The organism is Phascolarctobacterium sp. Marseille-Q4147 (genome assembly GCF_017968825.1).
In the GTDB taxonomy this organism is placed as follows: Bacteria; Bacillota; Negativicutes; order Acidaminococcales; family Acidaminococcaceae; genus Phascolarctobacterium_A.
Window position 1 is genome coordinate 369,598 of record NZ_CP072874.1, and the last position, 19,391, is coordinate 388,988.

Genomic DNA, 19,391 nt, shown 5'->3' on the forward strand with positions numbered 1-19,391 from the left:
CGCTACTCTCCGCTCTTAAATAATCATGATATTATATTGTAGCATAAATTACGCCTGCTGGCAAAAGCAACGGCATTTCTGTATGTTAAAAAGCCGTTAAAGCGCATCTAAGCAAAAGCTCTTAGAAAAACACCTCATTCTTGTTTCTGACATCCTTGAATGCAGCAAGCATGTTATCTGTTTTTTGCTGCAATGGTAGCGGAAGAATTCTTGCCTGCTTCGTACATGCATGAACGCAGGCCATGCAAAGAATGCATTTTGCTGCATCCGTAGCCATCTTGCCATCCATAATCGCAATAGCATCAGTCGGGCATATTTTAGCGCATGCTCCGCACGCAGTGCAGGATGGCAGCGAAAGCGGCGCTGCCGGCACCTTCATCTCCGGCTTATACGGGCGATTGCCTGGTACATGAATATTTTCTGCAGAAGTACTGTTCTTAACTGCCTCTGCAAATGCACGGATTTCTTTTATATCCTCAGCATCCGGTCTGCCGGCGCCAACCTCCGGCACAATAGAATGCTGCGCCACAAAGGCAGCGGAAGCTATTACCGTAAAGCCGCCTTGAATCAGAATGTCATTCATCTCCAGCAAAGCATCTTCATAGGCCCTGTTACCATAAACAGCAATAGTTACGGCCTGCTTCCCCTCACCGGCAAGCGTTTTTATTTTTTCACGCACGACAGAAGGAATTCGTCCGGCAAATACAGGTGCTGCAACAATAATCAGCTCGCCCTGCGGTTGCTTTGTCGGCGTTTGCTTATCTCCCAAATCATGCCATACTGCATCTTTGCCTACGGCAGCGGCAAAAATATCGCTTACCTTTTTTGTTCCTCCCGTGGGACTGAAATAATAAACCTCCATTTTATCTGACATTTTTAGTCCTCCTTTGCTTTGTGCATACATATAATAATTTGTCTGCAGCTGCTTTATCAAACACTTTTCCTTTTTGCCAATCTTAATATTATTGTAAAGCAAAAAGCTGGATATGGCCAGCGGATAAATATGTACAAACGTAAAAATCCCTTAGCTATGAGTTTTCTACCCACAGCTAAGGGATTAATTTTTACTATTATAGTGTATCAGAAATTATTCGAACTCAATAGTAGCAGGCGGTTTGGTGGTGTAGTCAAAGAGTACGCGGTTGATATGCTTAACCTCATTAACGATACGGTTAGCCGCAGTGGTAATAGTTGCCGACGGCAGCATGGTTACCTCCGCAGTCATGAAGTCGGTAGTGGTTACCGCACGCAGAGCGATAGCATAATCATAGGTACGCTCGTCGCCCATAACGCCGACGCTGCGCATATTGGTCAGAGCTGCAAAATATTGGCTCGGACGCTCGCTCATCGGCAGCTTGTCTACCTCTTCGCGATAAATTGCATCTGCATCCTGTACGATAGCAACCTTTTCCGGAGTTACATCGCCAATGATGCGGATTGCCAGACCAGGACCGGGGAACGGCTGACGTGCTACCAGATTTTCCGGCAGGCCCAGCTCACGGCCGGATTGACGAACCTCGTCCTTGAACAGGTCACGCAGAGGCTCAACGATTTCCTTGAAATCAACAAAATCAGGCAGACCGCCAACATTATGATGGCTCTTAATAGTTGCAGATTCGCCGCCGAGGCCGCTTTCTACAACATCAGGATAAATGGTGCCCTGTGCCAGATAGTCAACAGCACCGATTTTCTTAGCTTCTTCTTCAAATACGCGAATGAATTCTTCGCCGATAATTTTACGTTTGCCTTCCGGAGCAGTTACACCTGCCAGCTTGCTGTAGAAGCGTTCGCGTGCGTCAACGCAGATGAAATTGATATCGAACTGACCGCCTTCACCGAAAACAGCGCAAACCTCTTCACGCTCGTTTTTGCGCAACAGACCGTGGTCTACAAATACGCAGGTCAGCTGCTTGCCGATAGCCTTAGCCAGCATAGCGGCACAAACGCTGGAGTCAACACCGCCGGAAAGTGCGCACAGCACCTTGCCGTCGCCGATTCTTTCTTTCAGCTCAGCAACAGTCTGCTCTACAAAAGAATCCATTTTCCAGGTTCCTGCACAGCCACAAACATTGTAAACAAAATTGCTCAGCATCTTGGTGCCGTTTTCGGTATGCAGAACCTCGGGATGGAATTGTACGCAATACAATTTACGTGCTTCATCCTCAGCAGCAGCAACCGGGCAGTTCGGAGTGCTGGCAACAATTTTGAATCCGGGAGCTGCGGTTTCGATATAATCGTTATGGCTCATCCAGCAAACATTCTTCTCGGAAAGGCCGGCGAACATCGGGCTGGTAGTGTCGAGGTCAACAACGGTTTTGCCGTATTCGCGCTCGGGAGCTACGCATACATGACCGCCGAGCATATGCATCATCAGCTGGCTGCCGTAGCAAATACCCAGAACAGGTACACCCCAGGTATAGATTTCCGGATCAATAGTAGGAGAATCCTCCAGATAAGCACTGTTAGGACCACCGGTAAAAATAATTCCTTTAGGATTTTTAGCCTTAATTGCTTCCAGGCTATGCTTATAGGATACGATTTCGCAGTACACACCGCTTTCACGTACGCGTCTTGCGATTAACTGGTTATACTGCCCGCCAAAGTCAATTACGAGCACCATTTCTTGTGCATTGTTTTGCATCAATCCTTCACTCTCCTTCAAAAATAAACATGCTGCTTATATAGCAGTTATGTAAAAAATTATACGTTTTTAATATATTATAGATTACCATAAACGGCATGAAAATGCAATGAAAATGCTATTTCAGCGTCATAACGTCTTGTTCTGACCTAAGTATACATCCTACTGCTCTTAAAACGTGCTTTGCTGCAATAAATAACAGTAAGCCTAAATACAAACATCCCATATTCAAATATCATTAATGACTGCTAAATTGAAATTTACAAATCTTTCAGAAAATGCTATAATATTTTTTAGGTATGTCACAAGGCTACCTAGGGAGTATTAGCTGACAGAAATTCTAAAAAATCTGACAGCACCTATTTTAGGAGGGATATAATGCAGCAAAATGCAGATGTGAAGGATTTAGCACAAAAAGTGATAAATCAAAACAAGTCACAAAACAACAAAAGTCAATTTATTATCTGGATGGGCGCACTGGTAGTCGGTGCCATTCTCGGTTACATGGGAATTAAACCCTTGAATGAATTATTCAATTTCATCGCTACCGTTTATACACGCCTCTTCCAATTTATCGCCGTACCGACCATTGCTTTAGCCGTAATTACTACATTGGCTGCTTTGGGAAGCAAAAAAGAAACCGGCCAAATTTTCGGTCATGCTGTAGTATACACCTTTTTGACTACTGTTTGTGCAGCAGGCATCGGTCTTGCTATCTATCTTTGGGTAGCTCCCGGCAACCTGCCGGCAGAAATTGTTGGCAGCGGCATGTCCAATGTACCGCAAAATCTTGGCAAGTTAAGCTACTATGACCACATTTTAAATGTTATTCCTAACAACATGCTGCAGCCGTTCCTCGCAGGCAACGTGCTTTCCGTAATGCTGATTGCTGCTGCTATGGGTTTAGGTCTGGCATTTATGCCTAAAACCGAAAACAGAGAAGCTCTGCTGAAAGCAGTATTAGGCTTCCAGGAGCTGCTGTTCACTCTTATTAAAGCGTTGCTGTTCGTACTGCCTCTCGGTATTCTGGCATTCGCAGGTCAGCTTTCCGCACAGATTGAAGCCGGCGTAATCGTTGGCGCTCTGGGCAAATACACTCTGGTTATCATGGCCAGCAACTGTGTACAGTTCTTCATCGTTCTGCCTATCTTCCTGCTTGCAAGAGGCCTGAACCCGATTGATGTATTCAAGAAAATGTCTCCGGCAGTCGCTGTTGCACTGTTCACCAAGAGCTCCGCAGGCACCCTGCCTGTAACCATGGCGTCCGCTGAACAAAACATGAAGGTTAACAAAGCTGTTTCCCGCTTTGTACTGCCTATCTGCACCACCATCAACATGAACGGCTGCGCTGCTTTCATCTTGATTACCTCCATTTTCGTTATGCAGAATGCAGGCTTTGAGCTGTCCATGACCACCATGCTTACCTGGCTGCTGGTATCCGTACTGGCTGCTGTCGGTAACGCAGGCGTACCGATGGGCTGCTACTTCCTCACCCTGTCTCTGATGAGCGGCATTGGCGCTCCTATCGGTATCATGGGTATCATCCTGCCGATTTACACCATCATCGATATGGTTGAAACCGCAGAAAACGTTTGGTCTGACTCCTGCGTTTGCGCAATGACCGACCATGACCTCAAAGGCAAAATTGCCGAAGAAGAATAAAGCATAAAGCAAATAACTGCTAATTCGCTGTGAATTAGCAGTTATTTTTTTGCAGGAAACAGTGTTATAAGCCAACCATATTTCTTGCGCAAATTGACAAACATTTATTGATATATTATACTATCCTCAAAGCCCGCTTGCGGATAAGGCCTACTAATGTGTCGGTTCTGGCACCATTGGTCGTCTTAGCCCAAGCGAGGCTTTTTTATTGTGTAATAATAGCCACCTCGCCGCAAGATTGCAACCACATTGCAATCACAGCAGCTAAAACACCTTACGCAGAAAAATAAAAAAGCCCGGAAACAAAGTTTCCAGGCGGTTTTTCATTGGAGCTGGCAATAGGAATCGAACCCACAACCTGCTGATTACAAATCAGCTGCTCTGCCAATTGAGCTATGCCAGCACAAAATTCTTTTATTATTATAAAGGATAAAGCCTGTTTTGTCAATACTTTCGCAAGCAAAGATTTCAGAGCAAGCTTACATGTAAAAATACCAGTAGGTTACACCGGCCAACAGTATTCTGTAAACAGCAAAGCTGGTCAGCTTGGAATTCTGCAAAAATTTCAGGAACCATAATACAGAAATATAAGCAACGATAAAGGATACCACAAAGCCTATTACCAATACCTGCAAATCACCTGCAGAAAGATACTGAAGGTTTTTAAGCAGATCATAAATGCAGGCCACAAACATCAGCGGTACAGCAATCACAAAGGTATAATTTGCTGCGGCACTGCGAGTCAGCCCAACCAAAAGACCTCCGGCAATAGTACTACCGCTGCGGGAAAAACCGGGCCATAGGGAAAGAAATTGATAAATGCCAACCCATACTGCCTGACGGATAGAAATTTTATCAACATCATCAACCAGTTCAGCCTCACGGCCTTTAGTTCTATATTCCGCAAACATCAGCAACAAACCGCCCAAGAAAAGGCCTATTGCTACCGTAAAAGGAGAAAACAGATACTCCTTGATATAGTGATACAGGAAGAAGGCTACCAGCATAACCGGTACGATACCGGCAGCAACATGCCAGACAGAAAGTCCCTTGTTGATATCCCAGCCATCCTTAGTAAAAAATCTGGCAAAGCGCTCTTTGTAAATAAAAACAACAGATAGAATAGCACCCAGCTGTACAAAGACATCAAAAACATCTGCCAGCTGGCCTTCAAAGCCCAAAACGTGACCAACAATAATCATATGTCCGGTAGAAGAAACCGGTAAAAATTCTGTCAAACCTTCGACAATACCCACAATAACGGCAATTAAATTTAAGTCCATGATTTACTCCCTTTCGCAAACACTAAGCTTTTTTATTATACTCTGAATCACGCTTATCTGCAATGAAATCTCACTATTTTTTAAAATTTTTCACAGTTCATAAAGCTGCACACAAAAACAGAGGATGGTGCAAACACCACCCTCTGTAATATAAGTGTATAATCTTAATCTGGGGTTAAATCTAGTAATCAAGTTTAAATCAATCGCCAAAGCACAATCCCAGCTGGCGTCCTGTACGGATAATTTCGCTGTCTACAGGAACCTGACGCGGTTTTGATGCTGCCTTTTGAATAAAGACGGTAACAATCTGATCATGATACAGTGAAACCATAACATTATATTCACGTCTTAGGCAAGCCTCTGCTGCTGCCACGCCGTAACGCGTCGACAGCACACGGTCAAACGCTGTAGGCGAACCGCCACGCTGCAGATAACCTAATACGGTACAGCGTGATTCGATGCCTGTCTGCTCTTCAATGGCCTGCGCCACCTTTTCGCCTGCACCGCCAAGGCGGATCGGCTCAAAGCTTCCCTCAACCATACGTGCGATTGACATATCGCCACCCTCAGGACGTGCGCCTTCGGCAACAACTACAATACTAAAATTTTTTCCGGCAGCCTTGCGCGCCTGAATCTTAGCAATCACCGGCTCCAGCTTGTAAGGAATTTCCGGTAGCAAAATAACGTCCGCACCGCCGGCAATACCACTGTGCAAAGCAATCCAGCCGGCATAACGGCCCATAACCTCCAACACCATAACACGGTGATGTGATTCGGCTGTAGTATGCAGTCTGTCAAGCGCTTCGGTAGCCATAGCCATAGCAGTATCAAAGCCGAATGTCCGCTCTGTGCAGGGCAAATCATTATCAATGGTCTTGGGTACGCCAACAACCTTAATATCACATTCACGCGCCAGCTCGGCACCAATATTCAGGCTACCGTCACCGCCGATAACAACCAAGGCTTCTATATCATATTTACGCAGGTTTTCGATAACCTTTTCACGCATATCCTTATATACAAGCTCACCATTTTCTTCAACAGCAAAATGGAAGGGATTATCACGGTTCGTGGTTCCTAAAATTGTTCCGCCGCGCGGTAAAATACCCGATACTGCAGCATAATCCATTAATTTCAGATTATCGTTTATCAGGCCGTTAAAGCCATTGAGTACGCCATAAACCTCACAATCGTTCTGCAGGAAGGTTTTTACGACTGCACGGATTACAGCGTTTAATCCCGGGCAGTCACCTCCGCCTGTCAAAACAGCAAAGCGACGTTTTTTCTGCTCCATATCAAGCCTCCGCTTATTAACTATTAACCTTCTACGTTCCAAATCTTAAAGCCATCGGGGCTGATACGGATAGCTTCGGTACCGTCAAATTTGTCATAGCACAGGTTACCGTTATCAATGTATCCGGGCCATGCGGTTACGATGGTAAACTTTTTGCTCAGTTTACGCATCAGGCTGTCGGTATTGATGTGGAATACAGGTACAAACAAGGTCTGCAGTCTGTCAAGAATGATAACATCTGCATTGTAGCTTGCCAGAATATCTGCAAACATATCAGGAGCATACAAGCCTCTGTCAGCAGCCGGAATTGCCAGGAATTCCTCACTGATCAGCATACGGCAGTCAACGTAGGTCCATTTTTGAGATTCTGCAGCTTCACGTAAAACTTTGCTCTTGCCACTGCCCGGTTTACCGGTAACAATAACAACATTTCCTTTGTCGGCCTGAGCCTCTGCTACAACCTTCACTAATTCTTCAACTTGATTCATTTGAAAAACCTCCTCTAACACCGAAGTGTCAATTTTTCTTTACTGACTTGTTAATATATCTATTCGCTATACTTGTCAAAAATCCTCTTAATAAAAAAACACCATTCTGAAAATTTCAAAATGATGTAGATTTTTGTTACAGTTTTATCAATTATCCGCTTTTTCAGGAATTTTTATTCTTGAAACGCTCATACGGATCAATAGCCAGCAGTCCGCTGTAAACTGTACGCAGATCAGTAATATCTCCTTTGCTGATGATATATTTTTCAAGTTTACGCTTTACACGCTGCAGCGCATTATCAATAGATTTGATATGACGCCCCAGCTCAGCAGCAATTTCCTGATAGGATTTGCCATCAAGATAGCTCATCAGAACCTTCCATTCCAGGTCACTGAGAATATCATTCATCTTGCTTTCAATATCGCTGAATTCCTCACGGCTGATAATCATATCCTCCGGATTAGCAACCTTCACACCGCTGATGACATCTAGCAGCGTGCGGTCACTGTCCTCCTCATAAATTGGCTTATTAAGCGATACATAGGAGTTGAGAGGGATATGCTTCTGTCTGGTAGCAGTCTTTATCGCCGTAATAATCTGCCTTGTTACGCACAGCTCGGCAAACGCACGGAACGATGCTTGCTTATCGGCACGGAAATCACGGATAGCCTTATAAAGACCGATCATGCCTTCCTGAATAATATCTTCACGCTCGGCACCTATTAAAAAATAGCTGCGAGCCTTGGCTCTGACGAAGTTTCTGTATTTATGCAGCAGATATTCCTGTGCTAAAACATTATCATGCTGTTGTGATTCTAAAACGATTTCCTCATCAGTCATTTTTGCAAAAGCGTCATTGGGATCGTTTTGCATTACAGTATCTGTAGCCATCAATAGCATATCCTCCGTCTGTTTATCTATCTGCCACTGTCTTGCAAAACAGTTATTGCAAATACATTCATAATAAAAGCATCAGTGTTTTTATTATATCCTGCCTAGTGTTTTACGTCAACTTTTCTCCCGACGCAATTTTTCCAGATGAGCCAGAACATGCCCGCTCACTCTGCCACCAAGCTCATTGCGGTTTAAAGCACGTCTGGGGACATGCAGACGCTCGGCAATTTCCTTTTTAGTCTTATAATACTGCTCGCGGAATTCCCTAGAAGAAATGCGGTACGCACCTGCTCCCAAAATGTTAATCTGCTCCGCGTAGTCACTGGTTACAACGAAAACCTTTGCCTGTACACGTCTAAGCTCGTAGGCTCTGCGTTCAATCCAGGAATCTGCTGTTTCACCTTCATTAGTAAACACAACATCAATGCCATGAATCTTTTCGGAAGCAGCAGCGCCTGCCACCTCCTGAGCATCAAAAACTACGACAGCACGATAGCCTTTAAAGGCAGCATATTCTGCCACACCCGCTACCAGCAGCTCGCGTGCATGCTCCAGGTTTTCCTGGCGCAGCTGGGCAAAATCCTTCCAGGCGTTAATTACATTATACCCATCAATTATCAGATATTCGCCCATGCCTTCACCTCTTTAGAATTGATGTCGTTGACGTACTACCTCGTACATCAGGACAGCTCCCGCAGCCGATGCGTTCAAAGAATTAACGCCGCCGTTCATCGGAATGCTGACAACATCATCACATTTTTGTTTTACCAGTCGGCCTAAGCCTCTGCCCTCAGCGCCGATTACCAGTACAATCGGACCGCTCATATTGGCAGCATAAAAATCAACGCCATCCATATCAGCGCCGACAACCCAGCAGCCGCGTTGCTTAAGCTCTTCGATAGTCTGGGCGATATTGCCGATTTGCACAACAGGTACATATTCAACCGCACCTGCGGAAATCTTGGCAACAACAGCGTTCAGCGGACAACTGCGACGGCGCGGCATCAGCACACCATGTACACCTGCTGCATCAGCACTGCGGATAAGCGCGCCCACGTTCTGCGGATCCTGCAGCTCATCCAAAAGCAAAATAAACGGCTCTTCATTTTTTTCTGCCGCACGGGCAAAAACATCATCCAGAGTACGGAAAGCAATCGGGGCAGCCAAAGCAGCTACGCCCTGATGACGCAAGCCATTAGCCAGCTTATCCAGCTTTTCAGCCTTTACGGTTTCTACCGGCACCCCCTTTTGCTTTGCCAAAGCAATGATTTCGCCCAGGCTGCCGCCATGAGCGCCTTCCTGCAAAAGTATTTTGTTTATTGAACGCTGACTGCGCAAGGCTTCACTAACCGCATTACGTCCAGCTATTAAATCATTATTCTGCTCAGCCATAGTTTCTCCTTACTGCTTTTGCTCTGCCTTGGCTTTTGCCGCCAAAATTGCCTGCAGACGTCCGCAGGACATAGCGCCCTCGTGACAAACGCCCTCAGATACACAGGTCGGACCTGCATTTTCAAAAATAACCGGTGCTACAGCCTGACATTGGCGCAGCATCTCATTAGCCAGCGCACGGATTTCCCATTGTGCACGGGTGCAGCAGCGCAGGCTGAAGAAGTTCAGCAAGGAGCGTGCATTAAACGTGCAGACAATCTTCGTTTCTGTTGCGTTAGGCAGAATATAACGGGCATCCTCAGCTGGAATATCAAGCGCGATAAACTCATCATACATTGCCTGAATCTCAGTCATCAGCTTGTCGAATTTAGCCTTAGCCTCAGGCTTAGAAGCAATGGAAGCAGGCACGATTGTTTCAAAATCATGCTCTTTCACATAGCGCTGAGATTGCTGGGAATAAGAAGCAATACGGTGGCGCACCAGCTGATGTGTCAAAACGCGTGATACACCTTCGATAGCAAAGGTAAAGGTAACATGCTCCAATGTGGACAAGTGCCCCATGCTTACCAGTTTGCGTACCAGATTTGCTGCCTGCTCATCACTAATTTTTTCTTCCAGCTGAGCAGCGCCGATCGGTGAATAGCACAGACGTGCGCTCATAGCCACAGTACGCTCCGGCTCCGGCGTATGACGTACTAATTTTACCATCATATTTATCATCTCCTCTCTTTTTAACGGACAAATAGAGGGGTATTATTTTTTGTGATTTTCCTGCATATATTTGCTGATAATATCAAAGGAAAGATCCATAACCTCTTGCAGGCGCTCCTCACGTTCTTCGAGGAAGAGCCAGCCCAAAAGTGCTTCAAAGGCTGTTGCCATACGGTATTCATGCACTGAGGCGCTTTTCGGCACCATCGACTTGGCATTACGGCCGCGGCGGAAAATAACGCTTTCCTCCTCGCTCAGGCCTGCCTCCAGCTGCTGCATTGCCTGACATTGGCAGACTGCAGAAACCATCTTGGAACCGATGTCATGTACAATGCGTACATGCTTGGAAGTCGGCAAAAGGCGCAGACGGACATACATAGAAAAAACTACGTCGCCGATATACGCCAACAGAATCGGATTTATTTCCTTAGTTGCAGGAAAAGGAGCACCGGCAGCCGCACAGGCTGCCAGGGCATGCTCCTTTAGCATTTTGTATTGTTCAAATTTCATTATTGCTTAGACCACTTTACGCCTTGCGGAGTATCCTGTAGCACAATGCCGATTTCATTCAGCTTGTTGCGCAGCTCATCTGCCAGTGCGTAATTTTTGTTTTTACGTGCATCCTGACGCATAGCGATAAGCATTTCTACCAGCTCAGCTTCCTTGCTGTCGCCTGCCTCTTCTGCAGCTGGAGCAGCAGTTTTTTCCAGAACACCGATGATAGAGCAGGTTTCTGCAAAGACATCGTTGAACATAGCAACCAGCTTACCGTCCGGTTTAATGCCGGCATCAACAACTGCCTTATGGTAAATGTTGATTTCCTTAGCCAGAGCAAACATATGGCTGATAGCCAGCGCAGTATTGAAGTCATCGCGCATAGCTTCCATAAATGCTTCACGCAGCTCTTTAACCTTCTCGCGCAGTGCCAAGCTTTCGGCAGTCGGGCCGGCGCTCAGCATTTCGCTCAGCTCACCCAAAGTTTCCTGTGCCTGACGCAGACGTGCAAGGCTCTTTTGTGCTTCGGTAAGACGTGCATCGCTGAAGTCCAGCGGGCTGCGATAATGCGTGGAAACGATGAAGAAACGCAGAGTTTCCGGATCGTAATGCTCTAAAATATCGATAACCATGAAGAAGTTGCCCAGAGATTTGGACATTTTTTCTTCGTTAACGGTAATAAAGCCGTTATGCAGCCAGTAATGCACGAAAGGATGAATGCCGGTGCAGCCTTCGGATTGAGCGATCTCGTTTTCATGATGCGGGAAAATCAAGTCGCTGCCGCCGCCATGGAAGTCAAATGTTTCGCCCAGATACTTCATGCTCATGGTAGAGCATTCAATATGCCAGCCGGGACGACCGGGACCCCAAGGGCTCTCCCAAGCAGGCTCGCCCGGTTTAGCGGATTTCCACAGCGCAAAATCCATCGGATTATGCTTGCGGTCATCAACGTCTACACGCGCGCCGGCCATCATATCCTCAATGTTACGGCCGGAAAGCTGACCATAGTATTTAAACTTTTCTACACTGTAGAAAACGTCGCCGTCAACAACATAGCCATAGCCATTGTCAATCAGGCATTGAACGGTTTTGATGATATCATCGATATGCTCGGATACACGCGGATAAACATGCGCACGGCGCACATTGAGCTTATCCATTACTTCAAAGTAGGAGTCAATGTAGCGGTTGCAGATATCATACCATTGTACGCCCTCTTTATTGGCAGTATTGATAATTTTGTCATCAACATCGGTAAAGTTTTGTACATGGGTTACGTCATAGCCTTCGTGCTCCAGGAAGCGGCGGATAACGTCCCAGGTTACGAACGGACGCGCATTACCAACATGCGGATGGTTGTACGGAGTAACACCGCAAACATAGATGTTGGCTTTGCCCGGATGAATAGGTACGAATTCTTCTTTTTGTTTGGTTAAGGTGTTATATACTTTAATGCTCATAATAACTATTCCTTTGCAAAAATTCTCTGAGCGACAAGAAGGCCTTGGATGCAAGCAACGCCGTTACGAAGCAGTTGAAGCCTTATCGTCAGTCATCAATCAAAGAGTTACGCCTGCTTTTGCCAAGCTGGATTTAATGCGTTTTGCAGTACGCTCAACGCCCAGCAGCGGAACCATTGCTGCCAGCTCAGGACCATGCTGATTACCGGTCAGAGCGACACGAATCGGCATGAATACATCCTTGCCCTTCAGCTTAGTTGCTTTCTGAATCTGCTTGAACAGAGCTTTAACGGCAGCATTGTCCAGGTTTTCTACCTTCGGCAGCTCTTCCAGCAGCATATTGATAACGGTCGGTACAGTTTCAGCCTTCAGAACTGCTTCTGCTTCCTCGTTTTCAAAATTGAATTCATCATTGAAGTACATTTCTACGCATTCAGGAATTTGGGCAGCATAGGAAATGTGCTCCTGTGCGGTTGCTACAACGCGTTTCAGCCAAGCCAGCTTCTCGCCTTCTTCTTCACCGGTCATGTAGCCTGCAGCAATCATGTGCGGTTTAGCAGCTTCAAAGAATGCTTCCGCATCCAGCTGACGCATATAGTGCTGGTTAATCCAGTTCAGCTTGTCGATATCGAAAACAGCAGGGTTCTTGGCAACACGGTCCATGCTGAATTCGTGAATCAGCTCGTCCATGCTGAAGATTTCCTGCTCGCTGTTCGGAGCCCAACCCAAAAGTGCCAGGAAGTTGTTGATAGCTTCCGGCAGGTAACCCAGCTGACGATATTGGTCAACACTGGTAGCGCCGTGACGCTTGCTCATTTTGGTGTGGTCCTTGCCCAGAATCAGGGAAATGTGACCGAAGGTCGGTTTTTTGAAGCCCAGTGCATCATAAACAAGGCATTGACGCGGAGTGTTGGACAGATGCTCTTCAGCGCGGATTACATGAGTAATGTGCATAAGCGCATCGTCGATAACTACAGCATAGTTATAGGTCGGGATACCGTCGGATTTAACGATAACAAAATCACCGATATTATTGGAATCAAAAACTACATCGCCACGAACCATGTCGCGAACGAGAATCTGCTGGTCGGCAGGAACGCGGAAGCGAACGGTCGGTTTGCGGCCTTCAGCTTTAAACTGAGCAATCTGCTCTTCGGTCAGATGACGGCATTTGCCCATATAACGCGGCATTTTGCCTTCTTTAATCAGGCTCTGGCGTTCTTCCTCCAGCTCCTCATCGGTGCAGTAGCAATAGTAAGCCTTGCCTTCAGCCAGCAGCTTGTCAGTATATTTTTTGTAGATATCAAGACGTTCCATCTGATGATACGGTCCGTTCGGGCCGCCAACATCAACGCCCTCATCCCAGTCCATACCCAGCCACTTCAAAGCAGCCTTGATATTTTCCTCGGATTCCGGGGTAGAACGCTCACGGTCGGTATCCTCGATACGCAGAATCAGCTTGCCGCCGGTTTTGCGGGCCAGCAGATAGTTGAACAGCGCACTGCGCGCACCACCGATATGGAACGGGCCAGTCGGGCTCGGCGCAAATCTTACTCTAACTTCATCATTACACATTGATATATCCCTCCAAATTTATCTATTAACATTAGATTTACCAAAAAAGCACAATCACTCCGGCTCCGGCTAAAATAAATTTCCTTCCGCCGGTATATCCAAACAGATTACACTTATCAGTCTAATTATTATATCACATCTTGACAATGCTCGCCACAGCTTCAGCGGCAATACCTTCGCCTCTTCCTGTAAAACCGAGCTTTTCTGTTGTTGTCGCCTTAATATTTACGGCAGACTCAGCAACATCCAGAACCTTAGCAACATTAGTACGCATTGCGGCAATATAGCCTGCCAACTTCGGGCGTTGGGCAATAATCGTCACATCCACGTTATTAACCTGCCAGCCTTCCTCCTGCAAGAGCTTTTTGACATGCAGCGTCAGCTGCATGCTGTCCGCACCCTTAAAGCGTTCATCCGTATCAGGGAAGTGCTTGCCGATATCTCCCATGGCCGCCGCGCCCAAGAGCGCGTCCATCAGCGCATGCAGAGCCACATCTGCATCACTGTGTCCCAAAAGACCTTTTTCATAAGGCACCTCAACACCGCAAAGAATTAATTTACGGTCTTCTACCAGCTTATGTACATCATAGCCGCAGCCGATGCGAAATTGCGGTATAACAATCTTATTTTCCATCTTCCTGCTCCTGTTGTGCCAGCAGATTTTCTGCAAAAAGCAAATCCTCCGGCGTGGTAATTTTAATATTTTCGTAGCGCCCCAATGCTGTCGCTACCTTATGGCCCATCAGCTCTACTACCGAAGCATCGTCGGTAACAGCAGCGGGATGTGCCGCCAGCTGCGCGTAAGCCTGCTTCAGCAGGTCCGATGCAAAAATTTGCGGTGTCTGTACTGCCATCAGCGTACTGCGCTTAGGCGTAGCAGTTACAATACCGTCGGTGCCGACAACTTTAATAGTATCCTTCACCGGAACGGCAGCAATTGCGGCGCCATGCACCTTAGCGGCAGCCAAGGTGCGTTCAAAAACAGCGCGTCCCGTAAAGGGACGCGCGCCATCGTGTACAGCGATATAGCAATCTGTTTCCTCTACTGCGGCCAATGCATTGGCAACACTGTCCTGACGCTCCTTGCCGCCGGCTACTACGCAAAACGGCAGCGTCCGAAAATAATCTTTCTGATAGCCTGCCAAAAGCTCACGGCCTTCAACAACCTCCTGCGGCGCCAGCACGACAACAGCACGCTTAACCAGACCTGTTGCCTCCAGCATATGCAGACAGTGCACCAGAAGCGGTGCACCGTTCAGCATAGCAAAGGCCTTGTTAATCCCCAGCCCTAGACGCTTACCTGCGCCTGCAGCCGGAACAATTACAATAAGTTCATCCTTGCCCATCTCAAAGCTCCTATTTTGTTTTGGCGAAAATCATTCTTCCGGCAGATGTCTGCAGTACACTGGTTACAACAACAATTGCGCTGTGGCCGATGAAGTGACGTCCGTTTTCTACAACGATCATAGTACCATCATCAAGATAAGCAACAGCCTGTCCCTGCTCCTTGCCTTCCTTAACCAGGAATACGTTCATTTCCTCGCCTGCAACAACTACCGGTTTAATAGCGTTCGCCAGCTCATTGATATTCAACACCTTAACGCCCTGAATACCTGCAACCTTATTCAGGTTATAATCATTGGTAATAATGTCAGCGTTAGCCTGTCTTGCCAAACGTACAAGCTTAGCATCCACGCCTTCCAGATCATCGTAATCGTTATCTACGACCAGAATACGGCCCTTGTAGCTTATCTGCAAATCATGCACCAGGTCCAGACCGCGACGGCCTTTGGCACGCTTCATATTATCCGAAGAATCCGCCAGCTTCTGCAGCTCCTCCAACACAAAATTCGGCACTACCAGCTGACCGTCCAAAAAGCCTGCAGCCATAATATCCATAACACGTCCGTCAATAATGACGCTGGTATCAAGCAATTTATTGCTGCTGTAAAGACGATCCCCCAAAGGGCCCTCCAATACGCTCTTTGTTTCATCGACAGGCTTTACGGACTTACGCGTAGGAATGCGGTTAAAAAACTCCACAATATCATTATGCTTACGCAAAGCCAGCTTAGCACCGACAACCGAAAGTACAAGGCTTAGTACGATGGGAATAAACGGTCCGATAACCGGCAGTCTGGAAAAAGGACTGCCTATCAGATTTGCTAAAATCAGACCGATGCCGATACCGAAAATCATTACCAGAATATCACTGGTAGGTACGCCGGAGAGAGAAACCGTCAGACGTTCAGCGTAATTGAACAGCCATTTTGTAATAAACGGTGCCAATACTAGGCCAAGCCAGGAAGATATAAAAAGACCTGGTAAGGTCAGTATCATGGTAGCAAAGGTAATTCCCATTAAGCCATTGCCGTGTAAATCATAGCCCAAGTAATTTGATAAAAACGGTAAAGATAAATTTGTTAGTATAAGTCCGGTTACAATAATAATTAACGATATGCTCAGGCTAATAATTTTTCTCAGCATTTCAATTCCTCCTTTCTCTGAATTTCTGATACATAGTATTTCATCCTACTATTATATCAATTATATAATACAGCTATAATCCGCAAAAAACAAGTAAATAACTTTTTTAAATATGACATTAATGAAAAAAAGGCCTAAAAATTTTGCAAAAAAACCGTTTTAAAGCAGTTTCTAACTCAACAGCCTTAAAACGGTCTTTATATTCTGCCTAATTACAGCAACGCTCTAACCAGTTGCCCGCTTTCTCTGCGTCCACATCCTTAATCAGCATTATTTCACTTTGCAAAATCTGCTTCGTACTATGCAGCAATCTGCGCTCACCTACGGAAATTTTCTTTCTGCGTTCTAAAATAGTCAGTATTTTAAAGATTCTTGCGACCTCAGCAACACTGCCGCTTTTTATCTTCTGCATATACAACTGAAAGCGCCGATTCCAGGAAATCGCCTTCACCGTCTGTACATCCGGTACTTCATGCAGCGTATTCTGAATTATTGCCAGAGCTTCATCATCGCCAATATAACGTAAACCTAATTTTTCGGCGTTTTCTACCGGTACCGACACTGTCATATTGTCAAAAAGCATTTGTAAAATGTAATACTTCACAGTCTCGCCATCCTGTATATGTGCTTCTATATCCTTGATAATAGCTCCACCATGAAGCGGATATACCACTCTGTCACCCATCGCAAACATCTTCAACCCTCCTAAAATTATAATTCTGATAAATACATTGTAGCACGCCCCTTCTTTATTGTCAAAAATATTTTATTTTACCACTATCTTTCTAATATGTCAACCTTTAACTAGGATGTTGGTCTATCTTCAGAATTCTTTTAACATTTAGCGATAAAACTACACTTAAAAGAATAATATTTTACAAACTGTTAACTAATTACGGCTTCTGCTGCCCCGTTAAGCTCTTGCAAAAGATATTTTTTTCTTGCATAATATAAGTGTCTAAAACAGTAAAGGAAGTAAAAATTATGGACAGCAACGAAAAATATGAATTATTATTAACACAGCTTCGCGCAAAAGAAGGCTTTATCTGCGATATGGATGGTGTTATCTACCACGGAAATAACCTGTTGCCCGGAGTAAGAGAATTCGTAAACTGGCTCTATGAAGAAAAAAAGAGCTTTTTGTTTTTGACTAACGCCAGCGAACGCAGTCCCAAAGAGCTGCAGCAAAAGCTTTTACGTCTGGGACTGGAGGTTGACGAAAGCCATTTCTATACCAGTGCTCTCGCCACTGCCAAATTTATCCATTCGCAGGCCCCCGGCTGCAGTGCCTATGTTATCGGCGGCCCAGGTCTTGTAAATGCGCTTTATGATGCCGGCATCACAATGAATGATGTTAATCCCGATTACGTTGTAGTCGGCGAAACCAATTCTTATAATTATAATATGATTCTCAAGGCAGTCAGCCTGATTAACCAGGGAGCACGCCTGATTGCAACAAACAGTGACCTTACCGGCCCCTCTGATTTCGGTATCATCCCCGCTTGCCGCGCATTGGTCGCACCTATTGAGCTTGCTACCGGCAAAAAGGCTTACTTCGTCGGCAAGCCTAACCCCTTGATGATGCGCACAGGCCTGCGTCTGTTGGATGTTCATTCAGAGGATGCAGCTATGATTGGCGACCGTATGGATACAGATATCGTTGCCGGTATGGAAAGCGGTCTGATGACAGCTCTTGTTCTGAGCGGCGTAAGTACGTTGGAAAATATTAAGGAGTTCTCCTACCGTCCGTCTATTATCTTAAACGGCGTCGGTGATATTCCAAGCAAATAATGTTATACCTCATAGACTGCCGCACCCGGCAGTCTTTTTATTTAGCGCAGCACTTGACTTAAAGTACACTCTAACATGTATAATGTAAGCAAGAATTATATAAAGGAGCCTTACTGAATAATATGCGTATTTTTCTTTTCGTCGGTACGATTGATGCTCTCATGAGTATCATCGGTTATATGTATTATCGCCATTATCTGCCCTTCGGCCGCACACTGACCTTCGGGCTTATATATCTGCTGATGGCACTCGGCACAGCTGTCAGCGTTATCCTGCCGCAGGGAACGCCTCATTTTCTGCTCAAGTTAACTGCGTGGATAGAAGGACTTTGGATTGCTTTTTGCTACTACACACTTCTGTTGGCCATCATTCATCTTCTCTGCCTGCTTTTCAGTAAGCTGGGCGATTGGCAACTGCCTTCAGCCAAAATCAGTATCATCGGCCTTGCCTTTATCTGCTGCTTCATTACCTGGGGCAGCTGGCGCGCCTTTCACCCGACAGTACGCACAGAAGCGCTGGTAACGGAAAAGCTGCCGCAGAATGCTCATTATAAAATTGTCTTTCTCACCGACCTGCATATGGGAAGAATCCTCGGCCATGACTACGCCGAACGTCTGGCAGCACGCATCAACGAGCAGCAGCCGGACTTCGTTGTTGTCAGCGGCGACATGCTTGATGAACGCATTTTTTACGTAGAAGAGGAGGATACTCTTTCCGCCTTAGCTCAAATCAAAGCGCCTGTCTACATGGCCTTCGGCAACCATGATTATCTTGATGAACCATTGCGCTGGCAACAAATGCTCACGGAAAAAGGTTTTCATATCCTGCGCAACAGTGACACTGTAATCGACAACAAAATCAAAATAACCGGTATTGATGACTACAGCAAAAACCGTACCAATAGCCAGCTTATAAACCTTTCCTCCCAAAATAAAGACTACTACAGTATTCTGCTTGATCATCAGCCTCGCCGTATGGATGCCGCTGCAAATGCAGGCTATGACCTTTATCTGGCAGGCCATACGCATACAGGACAGCTTTTCCCGAATCGTCTTGTGACGAAGAAAATGTACAAGTTGGATTACGGCCGTACAAACTTTGGTAATCTGACCGCAATCACCAATAACGGCTACGGCTTTTGGGGACCTCCGGTCCGCACAGAGGTTGCTCCGGAAATGGTTGTATTGGAGCTGCGGGGAAAATAACTTCTGCCGGAT

At 45.9% G+C, this 19,391-nt stretch carries 19 protein-coding genes and 1 tRNA gene; 3 read left to right on the plus strand and 17 right to left on the minus strand.

Annotation, left to right across the window (positions count from 1 at the left end):
- Positions 1-121: 121 nt before the first annotated feature.
- Both KAH19_RS01650 and guaA read right to left on the minus strand, forming a co-directional pair.
- The gene (locus KAH19_RS01650; RefSeq protein ID WP_246869393.1) at positions 122-874 is read right to left on the minus strand and encodes an EFR1 family ferrodoxin; all 753 of its coding nucleotides are present in this window, start codon (positions 872-874) and stop codon (positions 122-124) included.
- A gap of 213 nt (positions 875-1,087) precedes the next feature.
- Positions 1,088-2,641: a glutamine-hydrolyzing GMP synthase gene (gene guaA, locus KAH19_RS01655; protein ID WP_210685475.1), complete on the minus strand. Its 1,554-nt coding sequence runs from the start codon at positions 2,639-2,641 to the stop codon at positions 1,088-1,090.
- Positions 2,642-3,019: 378 nt separating this feature from the next.
- On the opposite strand from guaA, the gene KAH19_RS01660 reads away from it, so the two are divergent.
- Complete coding sequence (locus KAH19_RS01660; RefSeq protein ID WP_210684847.1) at positions 3,020-4,303, plus strand: dicarboxylate/amino acid:cation symporter; 1,284 nt, start codon at positions 3,020-3,022, stop codon at positions 4,301-4,303.
- A gap of 327 nt (positions 4,304-4,630) precedes the next feature.
- Here KAH19_RS01660 and KAH19_RS01665 read toward each other — a convergent pair.
- The 15 genes from KAH19_RS01665 to KAH19_RS01735 form a co-directional block, all read right to left on the minus strand.
- Positions 4,631-4,706: transfer RNA gene (locus KAH19_RS01665), tRNA-Thr, on the minus strand.
- A 76-nt stretch (positions 4,707-4,782) separates the two neighbouring features.
- Positions 4,783-5,586: an undecaprenyl-diphosphate phosphatase gene (locus tag KAH19_RS01670; RefSeq protein WP_021720624.1), complete on the minus strand. Its 804-nt coding sequence runs from the start codon at positions 5,584-5,586 to the stop codon at positions 4,783-4,785.
- Between the two features lie 199 nt (positions 5,587-5,785).
- Entirely contained in the window at positions 5,786-6,880 is a 1,095-nt protein-coding gene (locus tag KAH19_RS01675; RefSeq protein ID WP_210684848.1) for a 6-phosphofructokinase, read from the minus strand.
- Between the two features lie 23 nt (positions 6,881-6,903).
- Complete coding sequence (brxF, locus tag KAH19_RS01680) at positions 6,904-7,368, minus strand: BREX-3 system P-loop-containing protein BrxF (RefSeq protein WP_021720626.1); 465 nt, start codon at positions 7,366-7,368, stop codon at positions 6,904-6,906.
- A gap of 163 nt (positions 7,369-7,531) precedes the next feature.
- Positions 7,532-8,269: an RNA polymerase sporulation sigma factor SigH gene (gene sigH, locus KAH19_RS01685; protein WP_009145428.1), complete on the minus strand. Its 738-nt coding sequence runs from the start codon at positions 8,267-8,269 to the stop codon at positions 7,532-7,534.
- A gap of 108 nt (positions 8,270-8,377) precedes the next feature.
- A complete protein-coding gene (locus tag KAH19_RS01690; protein WP_210684849.1) occupies positions 8,378-8,896 on the minus strand; it encodes an NYN domain-containing protein in 519 nt (172 codons plus the stop codon).
- A 12-nt stretch (positions 8,897-8,908) separates the two neighbouring features.
- Complete coding sequence (gene rlmB, locus KAH19_RS01695; RefSeq protein ID WP_210684850.1) at positions 8,909-9,655, minus strand: 23S rRNA (guanosine(2251)-2'-O)-methyltransferase RlmB; 747 nt, start codon at positions 9,653-9,655, stop codon at positions 8,909-8,911.
- 9 nt (positions 9,656-9,664) lie between these two features.
- Entirely contained in the window at positions 9,665-10,366 is a 702-nt protein-coding gene (thyX, locus tag KAH19_RS01700) for an FAD-dependent thymidylate synthase (protein WP_040565068.1), read from the minus strand.
- A 42-nt stretch (positions 10,367-10,408) separates the two neighbouring features.
- Positions 10,409-10,876, minus strand: a complete 468-nt coding sequence (locus tag KAH19_RS01705; RefSeq protein WP_210684851.1) for a Mini-ribonuclease 3 — start codon at positions 10,874-10,876, stop codon at positions 10,409-10,411.
- The gene (gene cysS / locus KAH19_RS01710) at positions 10,876-12,324 is read right to left on the minus strand and encodes a cysteine--tRNA ligase (RefSeq protein WP_365688232.1); all 1,449 of its coding nucleotides are present in this window, start codon (positions 12,322-12,324) and stop codon (positions 10,876-10,878) included. Before cysS ends, KAH19_RS01705 begins: the two co-directional genes overlap by 1 nt.
- A 96-nt stretch (positions 12,325-12,420) precedes the next feature.
- On the minus strand, positions 12,421-13,896 hold the full coding sequence (gltX, locus tag KAH19_RS01715) for a glutamate--tRNA ligase (RefSeq protein WP_210684853.1): 1,476 nt from the start codon (positions 13,894-13,896) through the stop codon (positions 12,421-12,423).
- Between the two features lie 133 nt (positions 13,897-14,029).
- Positions 14,030-14,530 carry a 2-C-methyl-D-erythritol 2,4-cyclodiphosphate synthase gene (ispF, locus tag KAH19_RS01720; protein ID WP_210684854.1) on the minus strand — a complete coding sequence of 167 codons (501 nt, stop codon included), beginning with the start codon at positions 14,528-14,530 and terminating at the stop codon, positions 14,030-14,032.
- Complete coding sequence (ispD, locus tag KAH19_RS01725) at positions 14,520-15,242, minus strand: 2-C-methyl-D-erythritol 4-phosphate cytidylyltransferase (protein ID WP_210684855.1); 723 nt, start codon at positions 15,240-15,242, stop codon at positions 14,520-14,522. The genes ispF and ispD overlap by 11 nt, the downstream gene beginning before the upstream one ends.
- Before the next feature lie 10 nt (positions 15,243-15,252).
- Entirely contained in the window at positions 15,253-16,383 is a 1,131-nt protein-coding gene (locus KAH19_RS01730) for a PIN/TRAM domain-containing protein (protein ID WP_210684856.1), read from the minus strand.
- Between the two features lie 208 nt (positions 16,384-16,591).
- Positions 16,592-17,077, minus strand: a complete 486-nt coding sequence (locus KAH19_RS01735) for a CarD family transcriptional regulator (protein ID WP_210684857.1) — start codon at positions 17,075-17,077, stop codon at positions 16,592-16,594.
- A 290-nt stretch (positions 17,078-17,367) separates the two neighbouring features.
- Between KAH19_RS01735 and KAH19_RS01740 the strand changes: the two genes are divergently transcribed.
- Positions 17,368-18,174 (plus strand): HAD-IIA family hydrolase, encoded by an 807-nt coding sequence (locus tag KAH19_RS01740; protein ID WP_210684858.1) that lies wholly within the window; start codon positions 17,368-17,370, stop codon positions 18,172-18,174.
- Between the two features lie 122 nt (positions 18,175-18,296).
- Positions 18,297-19,379 (plus strand): metallophosphoesterase, encoded by a 1,083-nt coding sequence (locus tag KAH19_RS01745; RefSeq protein ID WP_210684859.1) that lies wholly within the window; start codon positions 18,297-18,299, stop codon positions 19,377-19,379.
- Positions 19,380-19,391: the final 12 nt, after the last annotated feature.

Coding starts and splice junctions, on each gene's coding strand:
- KAH19_RS01740 (WP_210684858.1), top strand. CDS start 17,368: ATGGACAGCAACGAAAAATATGAATTATTATTAACACAGCTTCGCGCA.
- KAH19_RS01690 (WP_210684849.1), bottom strand. CDS start 8,896: ATGGGCGAATATCTGATAATTGATGGGTATAATGTAATTAACGCCTGG.
- ispF (WP_210684854.1), bottom strand. CDS start 14,530: ATGGAAAATAAGATTGTTATACCGCAATTTCGCATCGGCTGCGGCTAT.
- KAH19_RS01745 (WP_210684859.1), top strand. CDS start 18,297: ATGCGTATTTTTCTTTTCGTCGGTACGATTGATGCTCTCATGAGTATC.
- brxF (WP_021720626.1), bottom strand. CDS start 7,368: ATGAATCAAGTTGAAGAATTAGTGAAGGTTGTAGCAGAGGCTCAGGCC.
- guaA (WP_210685475.1), bottom strand. CDS start 2,641: ATGCAAAACAATGCACAAGAAATGGTGCTCGTAATTGACTTTGGCGGG.
- rlmB (WP_210684850.1), bottom strand. CDS start 9,655: ATGGCTGAGCAGAATAATGATTTAATAGCTGGACGTAATGCGGTTAGT.
- KAH19_RS01650 (WP_246869393.1), bottom strand. CDS start 874: ATGTCAGATAAAATGGAGGTTTATTATTTCAGTCCCACGGGAGGAACA.
- gltX (WP_210684853.1), bottom strand. CDS start 13,896: ATGTGTAATGATGAAGTTAGAGTAAGATTTGCGCCGAGCCCGACTGGC.
- KAH19_RS01675 (WP_210684848.1), bottom strand. CDS start 6,880: ATGGAGCAGAAAAAACGTCGCTTTGCTGTTTTGACAGGCGGAGGTGAC.
- KAH19_RS01670 (WP_021720624.1), bottom strand. CDS start 5,586: ATGGACTTAAATTTAATTGCCGTTATTGTGGGTATTGTCGAAGGTTTG.
- KAH19_RS01735 (WP_210684857.1), bottom strand. CDS start 17,077: ATGTTTGCGATGGGTGACAGAGTGGTATATCCGCTTCATGGTGGAGCT.
- ispD (WP_210684855.1), bottom strand. CDS start 15,242: ATGGGCAAGGATGAACTTATTGTAATTGTTCCGGCTGCAGGCGCAGGT.
- sigH (WP_009145428.1), bottom strand. CDS start 8,269: ATGCTATTGATGGCTACAGATACTGTAATGCAAAACGATCCCAATGAC.
- KAH19_RS01660 (WP_210684847.1), top strand. CDS start 3,020: ATGCAGCAAAATGCAGATGTGAAGGATTTAGCACAAAAAGTGATAAAT.
- KAH19_RS01730 (WP_210684856.1), bottom strand. CDS start 16,383: ATGCTGAGAAAAATTATTAGCCTGAGCATATCGTTAATTATTATTGTA.
- KAH19_RS01705 (WP_210684851.1), bottom strand. CDS start 10,876: ATGAAATTTGAACAATACAAAATGCTAAAGGAGCATGCCCTGGCAGCC.
- thyX (WP_040565068.1), bottom strand. CDS start 10,366: ATGATGGTAAAATTAGTACGTCATACGCCGGAGCCGGAGCGTACTGTG.